The 21,429-nt window shown below is 69.6% G+C and carries 18 protein-coding genes; 10 read left to right on the plus strand and 8 right to left on the minus strand.

Annotated features, from left to right (window positions below; translation table 11 throughout):
• Positions 1-6 precede the first annotated feature (6 nt).
• From recD to recC, 3 genes are read right to left on the minus strand one after another with little or no spacing between them, the layout of a single operon-like run.
• The gene (recD, locus tag HMPREF3113_RS16740; RefSeq protein WP_070474148.1) at positions 7-1,902 is read right to left on the minus strand and encodes an exodeoxyribonuclease V subunit alpha; all 1,896 of its coding nucleotides are present in this window, start codon (positions 1,900-1,902) and stop codon (positions 7-9) included.
• Positions 1,899-5,540: an exodeoxyribonuclease V subunit beta gene (gene recB / locus HMPREF3113_RS16745; protein WP_070474151.1), complete on the minus strand. Its 3,642-nt coding sequence runs from the start codon at positions 5,538-5,540 to the stop codon at positions 1,899-1,901. Before recB ends, recD begins: the two co-directional genes overlap by 4 nt.
• Positions 5,537-8,884, minus strand: a complete 3,348-nt coding sequence (gene recC, locus HMPREF3113_RS16750) for an exodeoxyribonuclease V subunit gamma (protein ID WP_070474153.1) — start codon at positions 8,882-8,884, stop codon at positions 5,537-5,539. The genes recB and recC overlap by 4 nt, the downstream gene beginning before the upstream one ends.
• Positions 8,885-9,108: 224 nt before the next feature.
• Between recC and HMPREF3113_RS16755 the strand changes: the two genes are divergently transcribed.
• The 6 genes from HMPREF3113_RS16755 (at position 9,109) to HMPREF3113_RS16780 (ending at position 13,251) form a co-directional block, all read left to right on the plus strand.
• Positions 9,109-9,897: an ABC transporter ATP-binding protein gene (locus tag HMPREF3113_RS16755; protein WP_070474222.1), complete on the plus strand. Its 789-nt coding sequence runs from the start codon at positions 9,109-9,111 to the stop codon at positions 9,895-9,897.
• A complete protein-coding gene (locus HMPREF3113_RS16760; RefSeq protein WP_019183993.1) occupies positions 9,897-10,646 on the plus strand; it encodes an MlaE family lipid ABC transporter permease subunit in 750 nt (249 codons plus the stop codon). Before HMPREF3113_RS16755 ends, HMPREF3113_RS16760 begins: the two co-directional genes overlap by 1 nt.
• Before the next feature lie 117 nt (positions 10,647-10,763).
• A complete protein-coding gene (mlaD, locus tag HMPREF3113_RS16765; protein WP_019183994.1) occupies positions 10,764-11,291 on the plus strand; it encodes an outer membrane lipid asymmetry maintenance protein MlaD in 528 nt (175 codons plus the stop codon).
• Positions 11,288-11,950, plus strand: coding sequence for an MlaC/ttg2D family ABC transporter substrate-binding protein (locus HMPREF3113_RS16770; RefSeq protein WP_019183995.1), 663 nt, complete (start codon positions 11,288-11,290; stop codon positions 11,948-11,950). Before mlaD ends, HMPREF3113_RS16770 begins: the two co-directional genes overlap by 4 nt.
• Positions 11,940-12,251 carry an STAS domain-containing protein gene (locus HMPREF3113_RS16775; protein ID WP_070474155.1) on the plus strand — a complete coding sequence of 104 codons (312 nt, stop codon included), beginning with the start codon at positions 11,940-11,942 and terminating at the stop codon, positions 12,249-12,251. Before HMPREF3113_RS16770 ends, HMPREF3113_RS16775 begins: the two co-directional genes overlap by 11 nt.
• A 1-nt stretch (position 12,252) precedes the next feature.
• Positions 12,253-13,251 (plus strand): MlaA family lipoprotein, encoded by a 999-nt coding sequence (locus HMPREF3113_RS16780; protein WP_070474156.1) that lies wholly within the window; start codon positions 12,253-12,255, stop codon positions 13,249-13,251.
• 56 nt (positions 13,252-13,307) lie between these two features.
• Here the strand turns inward: HMPREF3113_RS16780 and HMPREF3113_RS16785 are convergent, their stop codons facing one another.
• From HMPREF3113_RS16785 to HMPREF3113_RS16800, 4 genes are all read right to left on the minus strand, one after another.
• Positions 13,308-13,868 (minus strand): glutathione peroxidase, encoded by a 561-nt coding sequence (locus HMPREF3113_RS16785; protein ID WP_070474157.1) that lies wholly within the window; start codon positions 13,866-13,868, stop codon positions 13,308-13,310.
• Between the two features lie 56 nt (positions 13,869-13,924).
• On the minus strand, positions 13,925-14,293 hold the full coding sequence (locus HMPREF3113_RS16790) for a hypothetical protein (RefSeq protein WP_070474159.1): 369 nt from the start codon (positions 14,291-14,293) through the stop codon (positions 13,925-13,927).
• Positions 14,294-14,379: 86 nt separating this feature from the next.
• On the minus strand, positions 14,380-15,963 hold the full coding sequence (rmuC, locus tag HMPREF3113_RS16795) for a DNA recombination protein RmuC (RefSeq protein WP_070474161.1): 1,584 nt from the start codon (positions 15,961-15,963) through the stop codon (positions 14,380-14,382).
• 37 nt (positions 15,964-16,000) lie between these two features.
• A complete protein-coding gene (locus tag HMPREF3113_RS16800) occupies positions 16,001-17,008 on the minus strand; it encodes a zinc-binding alcohol dehydrogenase family protein (RefSeq protein WP_070474163.1) in 1,008 nt (335 codons plus the stop codon).
• A gap of 97 nt (positions 17,009-17,105) precedes the next feature.
• Here HMPREF3113_RS16800 and HMPREF3113_RS16805 point away from each other — a divergent pair, with 97 nt between their 5' ends.
• From HMPREF3113_RS16805 to HMPREF3113_RS16815, 3 genes are all read left to right on the plus strand, one after another.
• A complete protein-coding gene (locus HMPREF3113_RS16805) occupies positions 17,106-18,023 on the plus strand; it encodes a LysR family transcriptional regulator (protein WP_139146397.1) in 918 nt (305 codons plus the stop codon).
• A 60-nt stretch (positions 18,024-18,083) separates the two neighbouring features.
• Positions 18,084-18,710, plus strand: coding sequence for a leucine efflux protein LeuE (leuE, locus tag HMPREF3113_RS16810; protein ID WP_070474168.1), 627 nt, complete (start codon positions 18,084-18,086; stop codon positions 18,708-18,710).
• A 185-nt stretch (positions 18,711-18,895) separates the two neighbouring features.
• The gene (locus HMPREF3113_RS16815) at positions 18,896-19,297 is read left to right on the plus strand and encodes a hypothetical protein (RefSeq protein WP_070474169.1); all 402 of its coding nucleotides are present in this window, start codon (positions 18,896-18,898) and stop codon (positions 19,295-19,297) included.
• On the opposite strand, the gene HMPREF3113_RS16820 is transcribed toward HMPREF3113_RS16815, so the two are convergent.
• Positions 19,263-20,162, minus strand: a complete 900-nt coding sequence (locus HMPREF3113_RS16820) for a LysR family transcriptional regulator (protein ID WP_070474171.1) — start codon at positions 20,160-20,162, stop codon at positions 19,263-19,265. The two genes, HMPREF3113_RS16815 and HMPREF3113_RS16820, sit on opposite strands and share 35 nt — an antisense overlap.
• A gap of 100 nt (positions 20,163-20,262) precedes the next feature.
• On the opposite strand from HMPREF3113_RS16820, the gene HMPREF3113_RS16825 reads away from it, so the two are divergent.
• Complete coding sequence (locus HMPREF3113_RS16825; protein ID WP_070474174.1) at positions 20,263-21,258, plus strand: aldo/keto reductase; 996 nt, start codon at positions 20,263-20,265, stop codon at positions 21,256-21,258.
• Positions 21,259-21,429: the final 171 nt, after the last annotated feature.

A 21,429-nucleotide genomic window follows, 5' to 3' on the forward strand; every position in this document is an offset into this window, starting at 1 on the left:
CCGGGGCTAGAACAACTGCCCTTGGGCCGGCGCCGTCACGACGGCGTCGGCCACTGCGTTCCCCTCGCCGCCCTGCAGGCGAGCAGCCAGACCCGACAGCCGGCTGGCGTGCCGCGCCAATGCGGCCTCCAGCACCTCCGCACTGCCGAGCACATGCAGCGCCTGCCGCGCGCGGGTCATGCCGGTATAGATCAGCTCGCGCGACAGCACGCGATTGTCGCGTCGCGGCAGCTGCAACCAGACCTCATCGAACTCCGAGCCCTGTGCCTTGTGCACGGTCATCGCGAACGCGCTTTCGTGCGCCGGCAATGCACCCGGGTGGAAGCCACGTGGTTGATCCGGCGTTTCGCCCGGGAACCACGCGGTCACGCTGCCGTGGCGATCGATCAGGCAGATGCCGATGTCGCCGTTGAACAGGCGGTGCCGGTAGCTGTTCTCGGTGATCAGGAGCAGCCGGCCGTGGAAGTAACCCGGCGCCATGCCCGGCCGCGGCACACCGGCCAGCAGCGCTTCGATGCGGGCATTGAGCCCGCGCGCGCCCTGTGGGCCTTCGCGCACGGCGGTGAGCAGGCGGATGCGGCCGGCATTGGCCAGCGCAACGCCGGGATCGGCGGCTTCGCCGAGGCCGCGCCAATGCCCGAGCAGCTGCTCGCGGTGATGCTGCAGCGGATCGCTCTGGTCTTCGTGGAAGTGCACACCGGCCAGCGTGCCCGTCCTCAGCAGTGCCAGCGCGGTGGCGCTGTTGCCGTCGCGCACGGCATGCGCCAGCGGTGCCAGATCGAGCGCGTCGGTCTGCCGGTAGCCCCGCTGCAGCTGCACGCGCCGGCCGGCGAACCGGCGTGGCGGTGCCAGCGGTTGCAACGCATCGGCAGCAAGCAGCACGCGCAGCGCCTGGGCATCGTCAGCCTGGGTACCCAGGCCATCGCCGCTGGCACGCAGGATCGCGCTGAGCACATCGCCGGCTTCCACCGAGGGCAGCTGGTCCGGATCCCCAAGCAGCACCAGCCGGGTGCCATCGGCCACCGCCTCGACCAGCTTGGTCATCAGTGGCAGGTCGATCATCGAGGCCTCGTCCACCACCACCACGTCGTACGGCAGCGGGTTGTCGGCGTGATGGCGGAAGCGTGGCGAATCCGGGATCACCCCGAGCAGGCGATGCAGGGTGGTGCCGGTGCTCGGCATCGCGTCGCACAGCGCCGGTGCGATGCCCACCAGGCGCAGCCGCTGCACGGCAAGGCGCAGGCTCTCGGCCATGCGCTCGGCGGCGCGGCCGGTGGGCGCGGCGAGCGCGACCCGTGGCAATGCCTGGTCGGCCTGCACCGCCTGTGCGGCAAGCAGCACCAGCAGCCGCGCGATGGTAGTGGTCTTGCCGGTGCCGGGGCCGCCGGTCACCAGCACCAGTGGATGGCGCAGCGCGACGGCCGCGGCGCGGGCCTGGTGATCGACCCCATCGTGGGCCTGCGGGAACAGTTGGCCGAACAGCGTGGCCAGGGTGCCGGGATCGGCGTCGGGCAGCGGATGCGTGGCGATGCGCTGCAGGCCCTCGGCAAGCCGACGTTCGTATTCGCGGTAGCGACGCAGATAGAGCAGGCCGTTCTCCAGCACCAGCGGTGCATCGCCAGCGACCACGTCCTCCGCGCCGGGTACCTCCACCCACGGCGACGCCCGCAGCTGCGCCAACCACGCCTCGGGTGCCGGCCAGTCGACATCGACCTCGATCAGGCGCTGCGGCTGGGTCGGATCCAGGCCGGCGTGTCCTTCCGAGACCGCCAGCGAGGCCAGTGCGGCGCCGACCAGCACCGCGTCGGGCGTGTCAGGGCGCAACCTGCGCAGGCTCTGCGCCAGCGCATGGTCGAGCGTGCGAAGCACGTTGCCACGGTAGAGCGTGGTGAGCAGGCTCATGCCTCCCCCCGTGCGCGCGCGGCCATGCGTGCCTGGGCATGTTCGCCCCCGGCGAACAGGGCATCCAGCGCATCGACCAGGGCCGGATCGAAGCGATGCGCATACAGGCCCGGGCTGTCGTCGCGGCGGGCATCCAGGCCGCGGCAGAACAGATAGCGGATACCGCCCATGTCGCGCGCATAGTCGTACTGCGCGCCCAGCCGGAAGCGCAGCCAGCGGTGCAACGCGACGGTGTAGATCAGCGCCTGCAGGTCGTATTCGCTGTGCTGCATGGCGCTGGCCAGCCGGGCCGCGTCGTAGCCGGGCAGGCGATTGGATTTGTAGTCGAGCACGTACCAGCGGTCCGCACGCACGTAGGTGAGATCGATCTTGCCCGTCATCAGCCCCTCCAGCCGCCGGCGGGTGCCGAAGCCATGGCGGTCACGCACCAGCCCGTGCGCGTGCAGCAGGCTCAGCAGCGCTGGAACGGCGGTCGGCTGCATCGCGAAGTGGAATTCGATCTCGGCACGGCGTGCATCGGCCGGCAGGTCGTGCAGTGCGCCGCCTTCCGGCAGGGGCACGGTCAGGGTCTGGCCGACCAGCCCGGTCAGCATGGCCACGCCATCGTCCAGGTCTTCCTCGGCATAGCCTTCCGCGCGCAGCGAGGCGCGCAGGACCTCGGCTTCCTCGCCGGGTGCGGTCTCGCCGGCCTGCCAGCCGCCCCACTGCGCGAAGTCGGTGTTTTCCAGCGCATCGTGCAGCACGTTGCCGAAGCGGCTGCCCATGAAGCGCGGGTCGCTCTCTTCGCTGGCCACGGCCGGTTGTTCTGCTTCCAGGCTGAGGTCCACGCCGGCCGGCTCATCGGCTGCGGGTGCCGGCACTTCGGTCGCGGCCGCATCGGTGTCGTGGCCCGCGTCGGCATGCGCCAGCTGGGTGAAGCTGTACACCCACCAGTCGTGCGGCACGCGGCGGGTCAGCGCGCGGACCGGTGGCAGTTCGCCGTCGCGCTCGAAGGCGAGCTGCGCCGGGCGGGGTTCCACCGGGCCCTCGATCACGGCGATGTCCGGATGCGCACGCAGCGCTTCCAGGTCCGACAGCATCGGTGCCAGGCGGGTCTTCGCCAGCCCGGCCAGATCACCGGCGGCGATCCACAGCGCGTGCTCGGCCCGGGTCAACCCGACGTAGAGCAGGCGCGCGTCTTCGGCGTCCTGTTCCTGGGTGCTGCGCGTGCTGGCCGCATTCCAGCTGTCGTCCTTGTCCAGTTTCCAGTGCAGCTCGCGGCGGCCGTTGGCGTACACCGTGCAGTTGGCCTCGGTGTTCGGTGCGCCCCCCCCGATGCCGACGAACGGCAGGAACACCAGCGGATACTCCAGCCCCTTGCTCTTGTGCAGGGTGATGATCTGCACGCGGCGCGCATCCGATTCCAGGCGCAGCAGCTGCTGTTCGTCGTTCTGGTCGGCATGCGCCATCTGCACCTGCAGCCAGTCGAGCAGGCCGTGCATGCCCAGCGTCTGCCCGGCCGCCTGCTGCAGCAGTTCACCCAGCTGCAGGTAGTTGGTCAGGCGGCGCTCGCCATCCAGCAGGCCCAGCAGGCGCTCGGCGTGTTCGGCGCAGAGATCGGCGATCACCGCGAACGGGCCGCCGCGCTGCCAGCGCTCACGCCATTCCAGCAGCCGCACCTGGAAGGAGCGCTGCGCATCGCCTTCGCGCTCCAGCGCATCGATCGCCCCGGCATCTTCGCCGAGCAGCACGGTCGACAGTGCGGCGCGCAGCCGCCCTTCGTCGGCCGGCTGCAGCAGCGCCAGCAGCAACAGGCGCAGGTCGTGCGCTTCGGGCGTGGCATACAGGCTCTGCTTGCCCGCAGCGACGGCGGGAATGCCTACCGCACCGAGCGCCTGCTGGATGCGCGTGGCCTCCTTGTGCGAGCGCACCAGCACCGCGATGTCGCCGGGTTGTACGGGCACGTCGCGCAGCAGCGCGCGCCCTTGCCGGGCTTCGCTGAGGATCTGGTGGATCGCGGCCACACAGGCATCACTGGCCTGCTGCCGCGACGGATCGGCCTTGAGGTCGCCGCCCTCGGTGTTGTGCAGCACGCGCACGGTCAGGCCAGGTGCGGGGATACCGTCGCGCAGGAAATCCGCATCCATCCGGGTGCTGCCGGGGTGCACCGGTTCGAAGGCGATGTCGGCTTCGAGGAAGGCGCGCTCACCGGCGTTGGCGTACAGCGCTTCGATCGCGTGCAGCACCGCCGGACGCGAGCGGAAATTGCGGTCCAGCGCGGGCGCGGCATCGGCCTGGCGCTTGGCCTTGAGATAGGTGTGGATATCGCCGCCGCGGAAGCCGTAGATCGCCTGCTTGGGGTCGCCGATCAGGAACAGCGCCGGTGCCAGGCCCGCGTCCCGGGTCTCCTCCGAGTCGCCAAACACACGCTGGAAAATGCCCCACTGGCGGTCATCGGTATCCTGGAACTCATCCACCAGCGCGATCGCATACTGCGCGCGCAGCTGCTGCACCAGGGTGGCGCGGTGCGGGCCTTCCAGGGCATCGGCAACGCCATCGATCAGGTCATCGTAGGTCTGCACGCGGCCGATCCGCTTGAGCTCGGCCAAGCGCGCACGCGCTTCGTCGCGCAGGTCATGCAGGAAGGCGGTGGCCTGCTGGCGCAGCCACTGCTCGCGCGCATCGGCGGCATGCCACCAGGCCTGCAACGCATCGAACAGTGGCGAGGCCGGGCACTGGCCGTCCATGCCGTCCTTGCAGAAGGCCAGCAGCTGCACTGGCAGCAGCTTGCCCAGGTGGCTCTTGTCGCCGCGCGGCCAGTGCTGCGCGCTGCGGCCGGCGAACAGCTCGCCGAAGGCCTTGTCGAAACTCGGCCGTTTGGCACGACGGCCGTCGAAGATCTTGCGGTCGAAGGCCACGGCGATCTGCGCCTGGGCGTCTTCGACGTGCGTCTGGATCGCCTCGGCCAACGCAGCCGCGGTGAGCCGCAGTTGCGGGGCGGGATCGTCGAAGGTACGCGTGGGCCGCGCTGGCAGCAGCGGCAACGGCTTGATCAGCGTGGACAGATCGCCTGCCAGCGCCTCGGGGGAGGACCACAGCCAGGTCAGCGCATCGACCGTGGCGGGGTCGTTGGCGTGCACGCGCCACAGGTCGGCGGCCAGTTCTTCGTGCAGCTCGCGTTCGCTTGGCAGCAGGGTCGGCGGATCGAAGGTATGCCCGCTCTCCAGCGCATGTTCGCGCAGTACCCGGGTGCAGAAGCCGTGGATCGTGAAGATCGAGGCGAGGTCGATCTCGTCGGCGGCGGTTTGGAGCCGGCGTGCCAGCGCGGCGGGTGTCTCTTCACCGAGGGCGAGCTGGCGTTGCAGGATCACCCGGGTCAACGCGACATCGGGAGTGTCCTGATCGGTCGGCACCCGCTCGACCAGCTGTGCGGCCAGGGCCAGCCGTTCGCGGATGCGCTTGCGCAGTTCCTGCGTCGCGGCATCGGTGAAGGTGACGGCCAGGATCTGGCCGATGCGCCAGCCCTTCTCCACCACCAGCCGGGTGAACAGCGTGGCCAGGGTGAAGGTCTTGCCGGTGCCGGCGCTGGCCTCGATCAGGCGCACGCCGTCCAGCGGCAGCGCCAGGTAGGGATCGTTAAGCAGGTCGTGGTCGGTCATCGCAGGGCTCCTTGCTCGTCAAAGCCTGGGAACACCCGGCCTTCGCGCACCGCGGTGAACACCACGAAGCTGTTGTGCAGCAGTTGCCGGTAACTGTCGGCACTGGCGAAGGGGTCGTGGCCGCGCAGCGCGAGCTGGTAGCCGGCGCCGGTGGACTCGCCCCAGGTGCGGTCGCTGCCGTGCCACTTGGCGCGGCCCTCGGCCTCGCGCCTGGCCTCGGCGGCGGTGTAAAGCACCCAGCCGGTGGACGGGCCGTACAGCAGCGGCGCGCGCAGCCCTTCGCTGCGCAGCTGCAGCAGGCGACGCAGCACCTGCTGCGCGCGCTCGGCGCCCAGCGGCGGCAGCGTGTGCGGACCCAGCCCGTCATCGCCTGCCTCGTGGAACTGCACCAGGGGCAAGACATCGCCGGCGGCATTGGCCAGCAGCCAGTCCAGGCCCTGGCGGATCGCGGCACGACCGTTGAGCGGACCCGGGCGCAGGCGCACCAACCCGTGCGGATGTACTCCGTCCACGCGGCCGTGCAGGCGAACCCCGTCGATATCCACTTCGTAGCGGCGGCTGTCGGCCGTGGTACCGGCCTGCCACTGGGCCAGCGCCTGCGCGTAAGGCTCGGTCTGGGCCTGCAGCAGCGCGAACTGCCGTTCGCCCAGGGCGCCGGAGGGCAGCAGCGCCCGCGCACGCAGCCGTGGGTACAGCGGCGTGTCGTCCTGCCCAAGGGTGGCCTCGATCACGGCCTGCTGCAGCAGCACCGTGTCACCGCCGCGCGCGGCCATCACCAGCGGCTCGACGTCGTCGCCGTTGTCCACGTCATCGGGCAGGCGCAGGCCGAGCCGTTGCGAGAGGAACTGGCTGGCCGGATCGGTGAGGAAACGACGCAGCGCATCCACGCTCAGTTCCGGCTCGGCAGCGCTGCTCTCCATCGGCGGCAGCGGCGTGGCGAACCACGGCGCCAGCGCGCGACGTGCACCGCCGAGCGAGCCGGCGGCGGGGTGCCATTGGCGGCGATAGCTGAAACGCCGTGGCTCCTCGCCCCCGCCGAACGCGGCCGGAGCGAACGGCTGCAGTGAATGGCGCACGGTCATCCTGCGCGCCGCCGCCGGGGGATCCAGGTGGTACTCGGCCGCGGCATCGATCAGCTCGCTGACCAGCACCGAGGGTTCGCGCACGCTGCCATCGCGCGGATCGGCGCCCAGATAACTCAGGTAGAACACGTCCTGCGCCGAGGCGAACAGCTGCAGGAACAGGAAGCGATCATCCTCGCGCAGCGAGCGGTCGCCATGCCGGCGCTTGTCGGTGCCCAGCTCGGCGGTGAGCTGGTTGAGGCCGGCGGCCGGATCGCGGCGCGGGAAGTCGCCATCGTTCAGGCCAAGCACGCAGATCACCCGGAACGGCAGCAGGCGCATCGGCACCATCCGGCCGAAGCTGACGCCACCGGTCAACAGCGGTGCACGCGTATCGGCCTGGGCGAGCACGCCGGCGAAATGGGCGCGCAGCACCTCCGGTGGCACGTCGCCCTCGAAGCCGGCGGTCTCCGCATCGCGGGCGAACTCGTTGATCAGTTTGCGCAGGCGCTCCAGCGCGCGCTGGCTGCTGGCCGCCTGCGGCGGTTCGGGCAGCAGCGCATCGAGCAGGGCCAGCAGGCGCTGCCGCCACTGCCCGGGCGACATGGCCTCACCGAGCGCCCGCTGGTAGCGCGCCAGCACGCGCAGCAGGCCGAGCAGGCGGTCCAGCGCGTCCAGCGCACTGCCTTCCAGCTCCGGCCATGGCGCGACCCCGGCGATATCGCCGTCGCTGCCGCTGGCGTGGCCAAGCAGCAGGCGATCCAGCGCGAACTGCCAGGTAAACGCATCGTCCACCGGGGCCTTATGCTGGCCGCGATGGGCCGCATCCAGCCCCCAGCGCGCGCCGGCGGCCTGCAGCCAGTCGTGCAGGCGGTCGAACGCCACGGCATCGAGGCCGGCGGCGTCCGCCAACGGTGCACTGGCGAGCAGATCGAGCACTTCGTTCAATCCGAAGCGCGAGACCGGCAGCCCGAGCAGGTGCACGAACACATCGGCCAACGGCTCGCCGGCCAGCGGGCTGGTATCGGCCAGCGCATAGGGAATGTGGTCATCGCCGCCGCTGCGGCCGCCGAACACCGCTTCCAGGTATGGCACGTAGGGATCGATGTCCGGTGCCAGCACCGCGATGTCGCGCGCCTGCAGCGGCGGATCGAAGCGCGGATCCTGCAGCAGGCCGCGCAGCTGGTCATGCAGCACCTGCAGTTCGCGCAGGCGGGTGTGGCAGGCATGCACCTGCAGGCTGGGGTCGTCGTAGCGCAGCCCCTCGCGCAGCTCCCCCGCCGGCTGCCCGCGGCGGTGGAACAGATCGCGCTGCAGGCGGTGCAGCAGGCTGTCGGACAGCCCGCCGTCGGCCATGTCCGGGCGCGCATCCTCTTCGGGATCGTCGTACGCGGCGATCTCACCGGAGGGGTGCACGACCTCGTAGCTGCCCAGCACCGCCATGAAATCGCGACCCGCCGCGCCCCAGGCCTGCAGCAGGCGGTTCTCGCCCGCCGCCTCCCCGAACGGATCGGGCGCGCCGCTGCGCAGCTTCTCGCCCAGGGTCTGCAGATCGCCCCAATAGGCCTGGGTCGGCGTCGGCAGATAGAAGTGCATCGTGCCGACCCGCGCCTGGGTGGCCAGCACCCGCAGCACGTCCGGGGAGATGTTGAGGGTGGCGAAGGCGAACACGCGCGTCGGCAGGCCCTGCGGCAACGGCTGCCCGGCACCCTCGAAGCGGGCCAGGTAGGCATCGATGCGGCGCGCACGGTACTGCTCGCCGCCGGCGATGCGCCGCCACAGGATCGCCTGCGGGTCGTTCGGCGCTGCGCCCGCGTCCCAGCGCAGCAGCCAATCGCGACGCCACGCCTGGTACTTCTCGAACACCGAGGCCAGCTCGGCCGCCAGCGCCCATGGCTTGAGCGGATCGGCCGCGGACAGATACGCCTGCAGCGCCGCCATCGGCGGCTGCGCCATCAACACCGGGTCTCGCAGGGCGGCATACAACCGCCAGCGCAGCCCCTCGGCATTGAGATCGTCATGTTCGCCGGGCACGTTGGCGTTGAGGGCACGCGCCACCAGCTCGCCGGGCGTGAGGAACTCTAGATTGGCGGCAATGCCATACTCGGCCGCGAGGGTCGATTGCAGCCAGCGGCGCATGGCGACCTGCGGGATCAGCACCACCTCCGGCACCAGGATCGATTGGCCCGGCACCGGCGTGCGCAGCGTCGTGGCCAGCAGGGCGGCCAGCACATCGAGCGAGTTGGAGTGGTACAGGCGGAAGTCTGAAGCAGCGTCGGTCATCGCAGGAGTGTGCCGCAGCCCGCGCACGAACGCAGCGCCGACGCGTACTTGGACACCGAAAAGACAGCGGCCGACACCGGCCCGACACGCTGTGTTGCAGCCCCCGGCATGGTCTCCAAGGCGCTGCTCCCACCTGCCCGTGCGACAATACTGCACGGTCCAGTTCGGTTATGTTCAGCCGTTCACCACGATCTTACAACGTTGGAATTTTGTTAATGGCGCCCATGACGGTTTCCGAAGAGAGTCTGGTGCAGTTGTCCGACGTCCGCATCGACCGCGGCGGACGTACGATCCTGCGCGACGTTTCGCTGACCGTTCCGCGCGGCAGCATCACCGCCGTGCTTGGCCCGTCGGGCAGTGGCAAGTCCACGCTGCTGGCGGCGCTGACCGGTGAGCTGCGCCCGGTGGCCGGCGAGGTCACCCTGTTCGGCCAGCCCATTCCGACCGGCGCACGCGCGCTGTTGGAGATGCGCAAGAGCGTGGGCGTGCTGCTGCAGGGCAATGGCCTGCTGACCGACCTGACCGTCGCCGAGAACGTGGCCCTGCCACTGCGCACCCATACCCGCCTGCCGAAGCCCGTATTGCGCCGCCTGGTGCATATGAAGCTGCACGCAGTGGGCCTGCTGGCCGCTGCCGATGCCTGGCCGCGCGAGCTGTCCGGCGGCATGGCGCGGCGTGTGGCCCTGGCCCGTGCGCTTGCGCTCGACCCGCCGCTGATGATCTACGACGAGCCGCTGACCGGGCTGGACCCGATCGCCTCGGGCGTGATCATGAGCCTGATCCAGCGCCTCAACCACAGCCTGGGGCTGACCAGCATCATCGTCAGCCACCACGTGCACGAGACCCTGCCGATCTGCGACCAGGTGATCGCCATCGCCAACGGCGGCATCGTATTCCAGGGCAGCCCGGCCGCACTTGAATCCAGCCAGGACCCGCTGCTGCGGCAGTTCCTGCATGGTGAGCCGGACGGCCCGATCCCCTTCGATGCCGCACCACGTGCGAGGGTTGCCTGATGCCGTTCGTTGACGCTACCCGCTCGCTCGGTCGCGCCGGCCTGTTCTCGCTGACGGTACTGCGCGGCTCGCTGCCGACCGCCGATTTCCTTGCCGAGCTGACCCGCGAAATCTACAAGATCGGCGCACGTTCGCTGCCGATCATTGCCGTAGGCGGCGCGTTCGTGGGCCTGGTGCTGACCCTGCAGGGCTACCGCACGCTCACCACCTTCGGCGCCGCCGATGCGTTGTCCACGCTGCTTGGCCTCTCGCTGTACCGCGAACTGGCCCCGGTGCTGACCGCACTGCTGTTCATCGGCCGCGCCGGCAGCTCGATCGCCGCCGAACTGGGCCTGATGCGCGCCACCGACCAGATCAAGGCGCTGGAGCTGATGGCCATCGACCCGGTGGCCAAGGTCGTCGCCCCGCGCTTCTGGGCGGCGGTGCTGACCGTGCCGCTGCTGACCGGCATCTTCTGCTCGCTGGCGATCAGTGCCAGCTACTTCGAGGCCGTGCATGTGCTCGGCCTGGACAACGGCGTGTTCTGGTCGGCGCTGAGCAACAGCGTGGACTTCTGGGACGACTTCGGTGTGGCGATGCTGAAGTCGGCGATCTTCGGCGGCACCGCGGCCCTGGTCGCTTCCTATGTCGGCTTCCATGCCGAACCCACGATCGAAGGCACGTCGGTCGCCACCACGCGCGCGGTGGTCAACGCCTCGCTGCTGGTGCTGGTCTTCAACTTCGTGCTGTCCGCCATGATGTTCCAGTAGGTACCGACCGTTGGTCGGTACGGCCGTTGTCCCTGGCCAGCACCCCCGCTTGAGTACGCAAAGACTTCCCGCCCGGACACCTGTCCAGGCACCTGACAAAGAACAGTGAGATATCCCATGGCCATCCGCGGTCCCAGACTCGAATTTTCCGTCGGCGCGTTCCTGCTGCTGGCGCTGGCCTCGCTGCTGGTGCTGGCCGTGGCCTCCACCAATCAACGGTGGGGCACCGGCGGCAGCGGCTACGAACTCAAGGCGCGCTTCACCCAGATCGGCCAGCTGCGCAAGCAGGCGCCGGTCAAGATCGGCGGCGTGACCATCGGCCAGGTCTCGGGCATCGAACTGGATCCCCAGAAGTTCGACTCGATCGTGACCCTCAAGCTGGACGGCAAGTTCAAGGATCTGCCGGCCGACACCTCGGCCGGCATATTCACCAGCGGTTTGCTCGGCGAGAGCTATATCGGTCTGCAGCCGGGCGGTGACCCGGATGTGCTCAAGTCCGGCGACGAGATCGTCTTCACCCAGCCGGCGGTGGACCTGCTCCAGCTGGTCGGCAAGTACATGTTCAGCGGTCCGGCCAATACCGGTGGCGCTGACTCCCACGATGGCAACGGCGCGCCTGCGCCTGCAACGGAACCGCAACCATGAAAAAGACCCTGATCCCGGCGCTGCTGGCCTCGGCCCTGCTCGCCGCCACGCCCTCGCTCTCCTTCGCCCAGGCCGCTCCCGCTGCCGCTGCCGCCCAGCAGGGCCAGGCCAGCAAGGCGGTGATGGACGCCAGCACCCGCATCCTGACCTCGCTGCAGCAGCGCCGCACCGAGTTCCGGGCCAACCCGGCCGTGCTGCGTGACTTCATCAACAGCGAGCTCAACAAGACCTTCGACCGCGACTACGCCGCCCGCCTGGTGCTGGGCGTGCACGGCCGCGGCGCCTCCGATGCCGACGTCAAGCTGTTCGCCGATGCGATGGCCGACAACCTGATGCAGCGCTACGGTTCGGCCCTGCTCGAGATCCAGGGCAAGCCGACCTTCCGCCTGAAGAGCGAGTCGCCGCTGCCGGGCAACCGCGGCGTGCGCGTGTCCACCGAGCTGATCCGCGCCGGCAACGAGCCGACCCCGGTCGACTACCTGATGCGCAACGTCAACGGCCAGTGGAAGATCTTCGATGTGATGATCGAAGGCATTTCCTACGTGCAGACCTTCAAGACCCAGTTCGACGCCCCGCTGCGCCAGAAGTCGATCCAGCAGGTCGCCACCGAACTGCGCAACGGCAGCATGCAGGCCGGGCAGGCCCCGCGTGGCAAGTAACAGCGCCAGCGTGCAGCGCAACGGTGCCTCGCTGGTGTTCAGTGGGGTGCTCGACCGCGCGGCGGTGACGGCCCTGTGGCCCTCGCTGGCCGCGCTGGACGGCGTGCAGCAGTTGGATCTGGCGGCGGTGAGCAAGCTGGACAGTGCCGGCCTGGCCCTGCTGGCCGAGCTGGCCGCACGCCTGCGTGCAAACGGGACCGCGCCGACGATCATCGGCAGCCCGGACGGTTTCACCGACCTCAGTGCCGCCTACCGGCTGGCACCCACCCTGGATTTCCATGCCCTTCCTGCGGCGAGCTGACATGAACGTCATACGCACCCTCCCCCTCCTCGTGCTGGCGCTGGCCCTGAGCGCCTGTGCCGGCAAACCCGCACGCGACAGCGCACCGGTCAGCGTCGAGGTCGCCCCTGCGGCGGCACCGGTGGCCGATGTGGCCGACACGCCCGTGGTACCGGCCGACGCCGTCGCCGACAGCACGGCCCCGGCCGCGCAGGCCGGTACCGACCCGGCGGCGGAACCGGCCACGGCCGGCACCGCGCCGACCAACGCCGAGGACGACTTCGCTGCGTTGTACGGCGGGCCCGCCCCGAGCGCGGATGGCACCGAGCCCAGCGGCACCCCGTACGATCCGTGGGAACCGTTCAACCGCAAGGTGCACAGCTTCAACAACGTGGTCGACCGTGCGGTCGCACGCCCGCTGGCGGTGGCCTACACCAATGTGGTGCCGCGCTTCGCCCGCACCGGCGTGAGCAACTTCTTCAGCAACCTGCGCGCACCGGTGACGATCACCAACCAGCTGCTGCAGGGCCGTCCGGACGATGCCTGGGACAGCCTGGGCCGCTTCCTGATGAACTCCACGCTGGGTATCGGCGGGCTGTTCGATCCGGCCAGCAAGGCCATGGTGCCGCGTCGCAAGGAAGACTTCGGTCAGACCCTGGGCACGTGGGGCTGGCGCCGTTCGCGCTACGTGGAGCTGCCGTTCTTCGGCCCGCGTACCGTGCGCGATGTGTTCGGCCTGGCCGGCGACATGCCGCTCTCGCCGATCCGCACGATCGAAGAGGACAAGATCCGCATCGGCCTGCAGGGCCTGCAGCTGGTGGACATGCGTTCGCAGCTGCTGGCGGTCGATGACATGCGCGACAACGCCGTGGACGAGTATTCGCTCGTGCGCGATGCATGGCTGCAGCGCCGCAACTACCAGATCGAGAACGACCTGCGTGGCAAGCATGCGCGCGGCAAGGACGATCCGGACGCCCCGATTCCGGTCGATGCGATGCCGATGCCGAACTGGGGTAACTGATCCCCCACGAGAAAGCCCCGCCGAAGCGGGGCTTTTTTTGTTCCCGCGTCAGCCGATCAGGCCGCCAGCGCGGCGTCGATCGCGGCCACCAGACGGGTATCGTCGGCCGGCACGTCCGGGGCGAAGCGCGCGATGACCTGGCCGTCGCGGCCGATCAGGAACTTCTCGAAGTTCCACAGCACGCCCGGGGCGGCATTGACCACCAGCTCGGGGTACTTGGCCACGGCGCCCTGCAGCTTTTCGCGCATCGGGCCTTCGCCGGTGGCGGTCGGCTGCGCGGCAGTCAGCTGCTGGTACAGCGGATGGGTGTCCTCACCGGCCACGCTGATCTTGGCGAACATCGGGAAGCTGACGTTGTACTCGAGCTGGCAGAATTGCTGGATGTCCGCTTCGCTGCCCGGTTCCTGGGCCAGGAAGTTGTTGGCGGGGAAGCCCAGCACTTCCAGGCCGGCGGCCTGCTTGTCGGCGTACAGCGCCTGCAGACCTTCGTACTGCGGGGTCAGGCCGCACTTGGAGGCGACATTGACCACCAGCAGCACCTTGCCGCGGTAATCGGCCAGCGAGGTCGGCTGACCTTCGATGGTGGTGACGGGGATGTCGTAGACGGTCTGGCTCACGGCAGGTTCCTTGCGTTGGATCAGGGGAGGCACAGCATAGCCGTGCCGCGGGAAGCTCAGTCGACGCAGATCGTGCCCAGTGCCACGCCGCCATCGATGCGCTGGCGGCAGCCGAAGTTCTGGCTGACATCACGCTGGCAGACGCCGCGCGCGGCCGTTCCCGGCGCGACATCGCTCGTGGCCAGGCATTGGCCGCTGCAGTCGGCCTTGGCGCTGCAGACCTTGCCGGCATCGGCGTAGGGCACCACGCACTGCACGCGCTGCAGGCGACCCAGCGGCTGCAGACTGCCACCGGCGGCGGTGCATGCGGCAGCGCTCGGTGTGGCGGAGGTGGTCGCCGCGGTGTCGGCAGGGGTATCGACAGGTGGCGTACTGCTGCACCCGGCCAGGGCGAGCAGGAGGGACAGCATCAGGGTCAGGCGCATCGGCGTTCCTTGGAAGGCGGAAGAGAGACAGGGCAGAGCGTGTGCCGCGCAGCATGCGTGATCGCCTGCATGCATGGCGTCGGCGCTCACTCCTGCGCGGCGCTGGTCTCGTCGCCGGCCACGTCCTCGTCCTCGCCGCTCATGTCGCCGAGCAGGTCCTGGGTCTGTTCGCTGCCCAGCGTTTCCACGCTGCGCAGGCGGCGCTCGATGGTGCGCGTCTTGCGGCTGGCTTCACCGAGGCTGCGGCCGACGGTGGTGATCTGCTTCTCGGCTTTTTCCAGGATGCCGGCGAACTTGCCGAACTCACTTTTGACCGCACCGAGCAGGCCCCACACTTCGCTGGAGCGCTGTTCGATGGCCAGCGTGCGGAAGCCCATCTGCAGGCTGTTGAGCAGCGCGGTGACGGTGGTCGGGCCGGCCACCACCACGCGGTGGTCGCGCTGCAGCAGGTCGATCAGGCCGGGGCGGCGGATCACTTCGGCGTACAGGCTTTCGGTCGGCAGGAACATCACCGCGAAATCAGTGGTGTGCGGCGGGGCGATGTACTTGTCGCAGATCGATTTGGCCTGGATGCGGATCGCGCGCTCCAGCTGCGCGCCCTGCACGCGCACCCCCTCGACATCGCCCTGTTCCTGCGCATCGAGCAGGCGTTCGTAATCCTCGCGCGGGAACTTGGAATCGATCGGCAGCCACACCGGCGTGTCTTCGTGGCCACGACCCGGCAGGCGCACCGCGATATCCACGATCTCGTTGCTGTCCGGGCGCACTTTGACGCCGCGCGCGTACTGCTCCTGGGTGAGCGTCTGCTCGAGGATGTTGTCCAGCTGCACTTCGCCCCAGCTGCCGCGGTTCTTGACGTTGGTCAGCACGCGCTTGAGGTCGCCCACGCCGGTGGCCAGCTGCTGCATCTCGCCAAGCCCGCGCTGGACCTGCTCCAGCCGCTCGGAGACCAGCTGGAACGAAGCACCCAGGCGGGTTTCCAAGGTGGTCTGCAGCTTCTCGTCCACGGTCACGCGCATCTGGTCGAGCTTCTCGGCGTTGTCGCTCTGCAGGCTCTTGAGCTGCTGCTCGAGCGTGGCGCGCATCTCGCCGATACGCTGCTCGTTGCGCTGGGTCATTTCCTGCAGGCGCAGGCCCAGCGATTCACCCAGGCGCTGCTGCGACTGCCCGGTTTCCTCGCGGCCCAGGCGCGCGTCTTCGGCCAGGGCCTGGCGCAGCGCGGCCATGTGGCTGTCGGTGCGGGTGGTCAGGTCCACCAGCTGCTGGCCGAACGCTTCAATGCGCGCCTGCTGCTGTTGCCCGAATGCTTCCAGCTGCGCACGCACTTCCTGCATGCGCAGTGCCAGCAGGTCGCCGGTGCGCTGCTGGCTGAGCGTGCTTTCCTCGCGGGCCTTGCGCGCGTCTTCACCGAGCGCATCGCGCAGCAGGTCCAGGCGCTGGTCGGTGCGGGTGGAGAGATCGGTCAGCGCGCGCGCGAAACTCTCCAGCCGGGCATCCTGCTGGCGGCCCAGGCCTTCGAGCTGCTCACGCAGTTCGCTGCGGCCGACCCGCGCTTCCTCGCGCAGGGTCTGTTCGAGGCCGCCGTTGCCGGAACGCCGCAGCAGCGCGAGCAGCTGCAGCACGAGGACGGCACACACCAGGCCGCCGAGAATGAGGAATTCGGTTTGCATGCGCCAAGTGTAGGCCGCGGCGGTCTCATTGGCTGCGTCAGAACCCTTCGAGCACGAGCTTGCCGCGCGCGCGGTGGCTCTCGATCAGGGCGTGCGCCTGACGCAGGTTGGCGGCGTTGATGCGGCCGTAGTGTTCGCCCAGCGTGGTGCGCAGCACGCCCGCGTCGATCAGCGCGGCGACGCGCTCGAGCAGCTCGTGCTGGCGCTGCACGTCGGGGGTGTTGAAGCTGGAGCGGGTGAACATCGATTCCCAGTGCAGCGACAGGCTCTTGCGCTTGAGTGCCATCACATCGAGCTGGCCCGGGTCGTCGATCAGCGCCAGCTGGCCCTGCGGGGCGAGCGCGGCGACGATCTGGTCGTAGTGCTGGTCGGTATGGGTCAGGCTGGCGACGTGGCTGACCTCGGCGATCCCCAGGCGCTGCAGGCCTTCGCCCAGCGGCTGGGTGTGATCGATCACATGGTGCGCGCCCAGCGCGTAGACCCAGTCCTGGGTGTCCGGGCGCGAGGCGGTGCCGATCACGGTCAGGCGGGTCAGCTGGCGGGCCAGCTGGACCAGGATCGAGCCGACGCCACCGGCCGCGCCGATCACCAGCAGGGTCTGGCCTTCACCGCCGTTCTCGGGGATGCGCAGGCGGTCGAACAGCAGCTCCCAGGCCGTGATCGCGGTGAGCGGCAGCGCCGCGGCGGCAGCGTCATCCAGGCTGGCCGGCTTGTGCCCGACGATGCGCTCGTCCACCAGCTGGTACTCGGCATTGCTGCCGGCGCGGCCGATCGCACCGGCATAGAAGACCGCGTCGCCGGGCTGGAACAGGGTCACCTCGTCACCGACCGCATCCACGATGCCGACCGCGTCGAAACCGAGGACGCGCGGCTCGGTTACCGCCACGCCGTTGCGGACCTTGGTATCGACCGGGTTCACCGAGATCGCCCGGACCTCGACCCGCAGGTCGCGTGGGCCAGGCGTGGGGATCGGCAGGGTGATGTCCACCAGCGCGGCGGGGTCGCTGATCGACAGGCCATGCTGGGTATAGGCGACGGCTTTCATCGGGGGGAGATCCGTTGGGGAAGACGGACAGACTGCGCTTCACGGCCAAGCGGAGAAAGGCGCAAAATCGGGCAGCACTTTCACTCCAGGAATGAAAATGGTCCGGTTTGACGATCTCGCCCTGTTCGTCCGCACGGCGGCGCTGGGCAGCTTCTCCAACGCCGCGCGCGAGGCCGACCTGCTGCCCGGCCAGGTCGCGGCGGCGGTGGCGCGGCTGGAGCGCGAGCTGGACCTGCGCCTGTTCGTGCGCTCCACCCGCAGCCTGCGCCTGACCGCCGAGGGCGCGCTGTATCTGCCCTACGCGCAGGAGGTGCTGGCCGCGCTGCGCGAGGGCGAGGCCCGGGTGCGTGGCGAGGATGCCGAGCTGCGCGGCACGCTGCAGGTGGCGGCGCCATCGGACCTGGGCCGCAACCTGCTGCTGCCGTGGCTGACCGAGTTCCGCGCCGCGCACCCGAAGCTGCAGCTGCGCCTGCAGTTGTCCGACCAAGTGGCCGATGTGTTCCGCGATCCGGTCGACATCGCCTTCCGCCTGGGCCGGTTCGACAACGCCAGCTATGTCGCCCTGCCCCTGCTGCCCGGCAATCGGCGGGTGCTGGCCGCCTCACCGGACTACCTGGCCCGGCACGGCACGCCGGACAGCCTGGACGCGTTGAAGGAGCACCACTGCCTGCTCTACCAGCTGGCCGGGCGTGCGTATGACCGCTGGAGCTTCGAGGCCGATGGCCGCCGCACGGTGATCCCGGTGCGCGGCAACATGGTCTGCGACGATGCCGACGTGGTCCGGCGGTGGGCGGTGGCGGGGGAAGGCATCGTGTTCAAGTCGTGGCTGGATATCTGCGCCGATGTGCAGGCCGGGCGCCTGCAGGTGCTGCTGGACGGGGCCGGCGACAGCCTGCCGTTGAACCTGGTGTGCCCGCACCGCAAGCAGTTCTCCCCGGCGATCCGCCAGCTGCATGCGATGTTCGAACAACGGCTGCAGCCCCTGCTGGCCGGCTTGCCGGACGGCGCGCGCTGACGCTATCGCCCGGGGCGCAGCTGCCGGACAATGCCTCTCCCCCGTTGTCGAGTCGCCGCCATGCCGTGGATGGGCATCCAGGATCTGTGGACCTTTGTTGCTGCCGTGCTGGTGTTCCTGGCCCTGCCGGGCCCAGGCACCTTCACCCTGCTCACCGCCACCGGGCGCGGCGGGGTGCGCGGCGGTTACACGGCGCTGTTCGGCCTGCTGCTGGGCGACCAGATCCTGATGTGGCTGGCGGTAGCCGGTGTGGCGGCGCTGCTCAAGGCCAACCCGCTGGTGTTCCACGCGGTGCAGTACCTCGGCGCGGCGTACCTGGTGTGGATCGGCATCGGCCTGCTGCGCGCACCGCGCGCCCAGGGCGAGGAAGGTGGGATCCGCCTCACGCCGGGCCACTACTTCCGCCAGGCGGTGCTGATCAACCTGCTCAACCCGAAGGCGATCATCTTCTACATGGCCTTCCTGCCGCTGTTCATCGATCCGGCACGGCACCAGGGTGTGGTGACGTTTGCGACCATGGCGCTGATCATCTTCGTCATGGGGCTGGCCTACTGCTCGGTGCTGATCGGGGTGGGCAACCTGCTGCGCCGTCGGATTCTGCAGCACCCGCGTGTCGGGCTTTGGCTGAGGCGCGTGGCGGGGGTGTTCCTGGTCGGGTTCGGTGTGCGGCTGGGCGTGAGCGGCTGAGCCCTTGCACGCAAGCGTGGTGCACGACGACAGCGCGCGTCGCGTTCGGCCGCGGATAGGCAGCATCATCGCGACGCTCGGTTTTCATTCAAACATTGAGATTCCCCTGCGTACCGGCGAGGTGTCCAATCGGCGCCATCGTCCAACGTCGCCTCACCGGCGCGTGCGCAACACTGCGGGGACCCATGCCGCCACCTGTCTACTTCGTGCAGCACCTGAGCGGTCATGACGAGCGCCTGCTCGGCATGCACACCCGGCGCATCGATCTGGCCCATCCCGCCGTGACCCGCATCGTCGCGGGGCTTCAGCCGCTGGACCGGATCGATCTGCGTACGTGCCTGTTCGACTGCCACGCCAGCCTGGTGCTTGGGCTGCGCCATCGCATCGCCGAGGCCGAAGCGGCGGCGCAGGGCTGGCGTCTGTTCGATGCCGACGGCGTGTTGTGCTGCAAGCGCTTCCCCGGGGATGCGCAGGTGATCTATCCACAGGGCCATCCACCGCAGGCAGACTGGGCACGCGCCCTGCTGCCCGGCACCGGCCCAGCCGCGCGCGTCAGCGCCGCATCACCTCACGCAGGTGGTCGATGAACACCCGCAGCTTGGGCGCCATCTGCTCACGTGCCGGGTAGTAAAGGTGGAAACCGGCGAACGGCTGCTGCCAGTCCTGCAGCACGCACTGCAGCCGGCCGGCCGCCACGTCGCCGGCGTACAGCGCCTCGAACCCCTGGGCCAGGCCAATGCCCCGGGTGACGGCGGCATGGATCAGCCCGGCGTCGTTGAACACCAGCCGGCCCGCCACCTCGACCTCGAAATCGCGACTCTCGCCGGTGAACTCCCACGCCATCCGCCGGCCGGTGCTGAGCCGGTGCACGATGCACTCGTGCGCGACCAGGTCGGCCGGGGTCGCGGGCACGCCGTGCATGGCCAGATAGTCCGGCGTGGCCACCACCACCTGGCGTTCCAGCGGCCCGATCGGCACCGCGATCATGCCGCGGGCCAGGCTTTCGCCCAAGCGGATGCCCGCGTCGAAGCCGCCGGCGACCAGATCGGTCAGCGCGGTTTCCACGAACAGCTCCACCTCGATCTGTGGATAACGCGCCAGGAAGCCGGGCAGGTGCGGCAGCACCAGCAGTTCGGCAGCGATCCGCGGCACGTTGATGCGCAGCTTGCCGGCGGGGACATCGCGCACCTGGTCCAGGTCGTCGAACGCGGCGTCGATCCGGGCCAGGCCCTCGCGTACCTGCGCCAGGAAGCGTGCGCCCCGCTCGGTCAGGCCGACCCGGCGCGTGGTCCGGTGCAGCAGCCGCACGCCAAGGTGGGCCTCCAGCGCACGCACCGTCTGCGAGAGCGCCGAGGGCGATACGCCCAGCTCGTCGGCGGCCCGGGTGAAGCTGGCATGGTGCGCGACGCGGGCGAAGGCAACCACGGCGGGCAGGGGATGCTGAGCGCTCATTGTGAAGGCTTGCTTCAAAGACGATGCAGGAGCGGCCAGTTTATCCACATAGTCCGCAGGAGGATGCTGGTCCTGTTCCTTCCCTTCCCCGGAGTACTTCATGCAGACCCGCACCCTTGGCCGTGATGGCCCCACCGTTTCCGCGCTCGGCCTGGGCTGCATGGGCATGAGCGCCTTCTATGGCGGCCGCGGCAGCGATGCCGACGCGATCGCGGTCATCCACCGCGCGCTGGAACGCGGCGTCACCCTGCTCGACACCGCCGACATGTACGGCCCGCACACCAACGAGGTGCTGGTCGGCAAGGCGATCGCCGGCCGCCGCGACCAGGTGTTCCTCGCCACCAAGTTCGGGATCAGGCTGGAGCCGAGCGACACCGCCGCGCGCAGCGTCGATGGCCGCCCCGAGTACGTGATCGCCGCCTGCGAGGCCAGCCTGCAGCGGCTGGGCGTGGACCACATCGACCTGTACTACCAGCACCGCGTGGACGGCACGGTGCCGATCGAGGACACCGTGGGGGCGATGGCGCGGCTGGTCGAACAGGGCAAGGTGCGCTTCCTCGGCCTCTCCGAAGCCTCGGCAAGCACGATCCGCCGCGCCCATGCGGTGCATCCGATCACCGCGGTGCAGACCGAGTACTCGCTGTGGTCGCGCGATCCGGAAGACAACGGTGTGCTGGCGACGGTGCGCGAGCTCGGCATCGGCTTCGTGCCCTACTCGCCGCTGGGCCGTGGCTTCCTGACCGGCGCGATCCGCAGCCCGGCCGATTTCGACGCCGATGACTACCGCCGCCAATCGCCGCGTTTCCAGGGCGAGAACTTCGACCGCAACCTGGCGCTGGTCGACGCGGTCACCGCGATGGCCAAGACCCAGGGCGTGAGCCCCGGGCAGCTGGCCCTGGCCTGGGTGCTGGCGCAGGGCGAAGACCTGGTGCCGATCCCGGGTACCAAGCGCCTGGCGTATCTGGACGAGAACCTGGGCGCGCTGCAGGTGCAGCTCAGCGCCGACGAGCTGGCCCGCATCGACGCCCTCTTCCCGGCCAATGCCGCCGCCGGCCCGCGCTATGCTCCCGCGGCGATGGCGACATTGAACCGCTGAGATCCACCGGCCAGCAGCGTGCGCGGCAGCCAGACCGCGTTCGGCGACGACATCCGGTGCCGTGACCGGTACCGGATGTCACAGGGATGAGTGCCCGGACTTTGTGCTGGTTTCGTCACCTTCGCCCCAGTCATGGCGACCGTGCGGCTGCTTACGACGCTTGGCAGTAGT

The organism is Stenotrophomonas sp. HMSC10F06 (assembly GCF_001807865.1).
In the GTDB taxonomy this organism is placed as follows: Bacteria; Pseudomonadota; Gammaproteobacteria; order Xanthomonadales; family Xanthomonadaceae; genus Stenotrophomonas; species Stenotrophomonas bentonitica_A.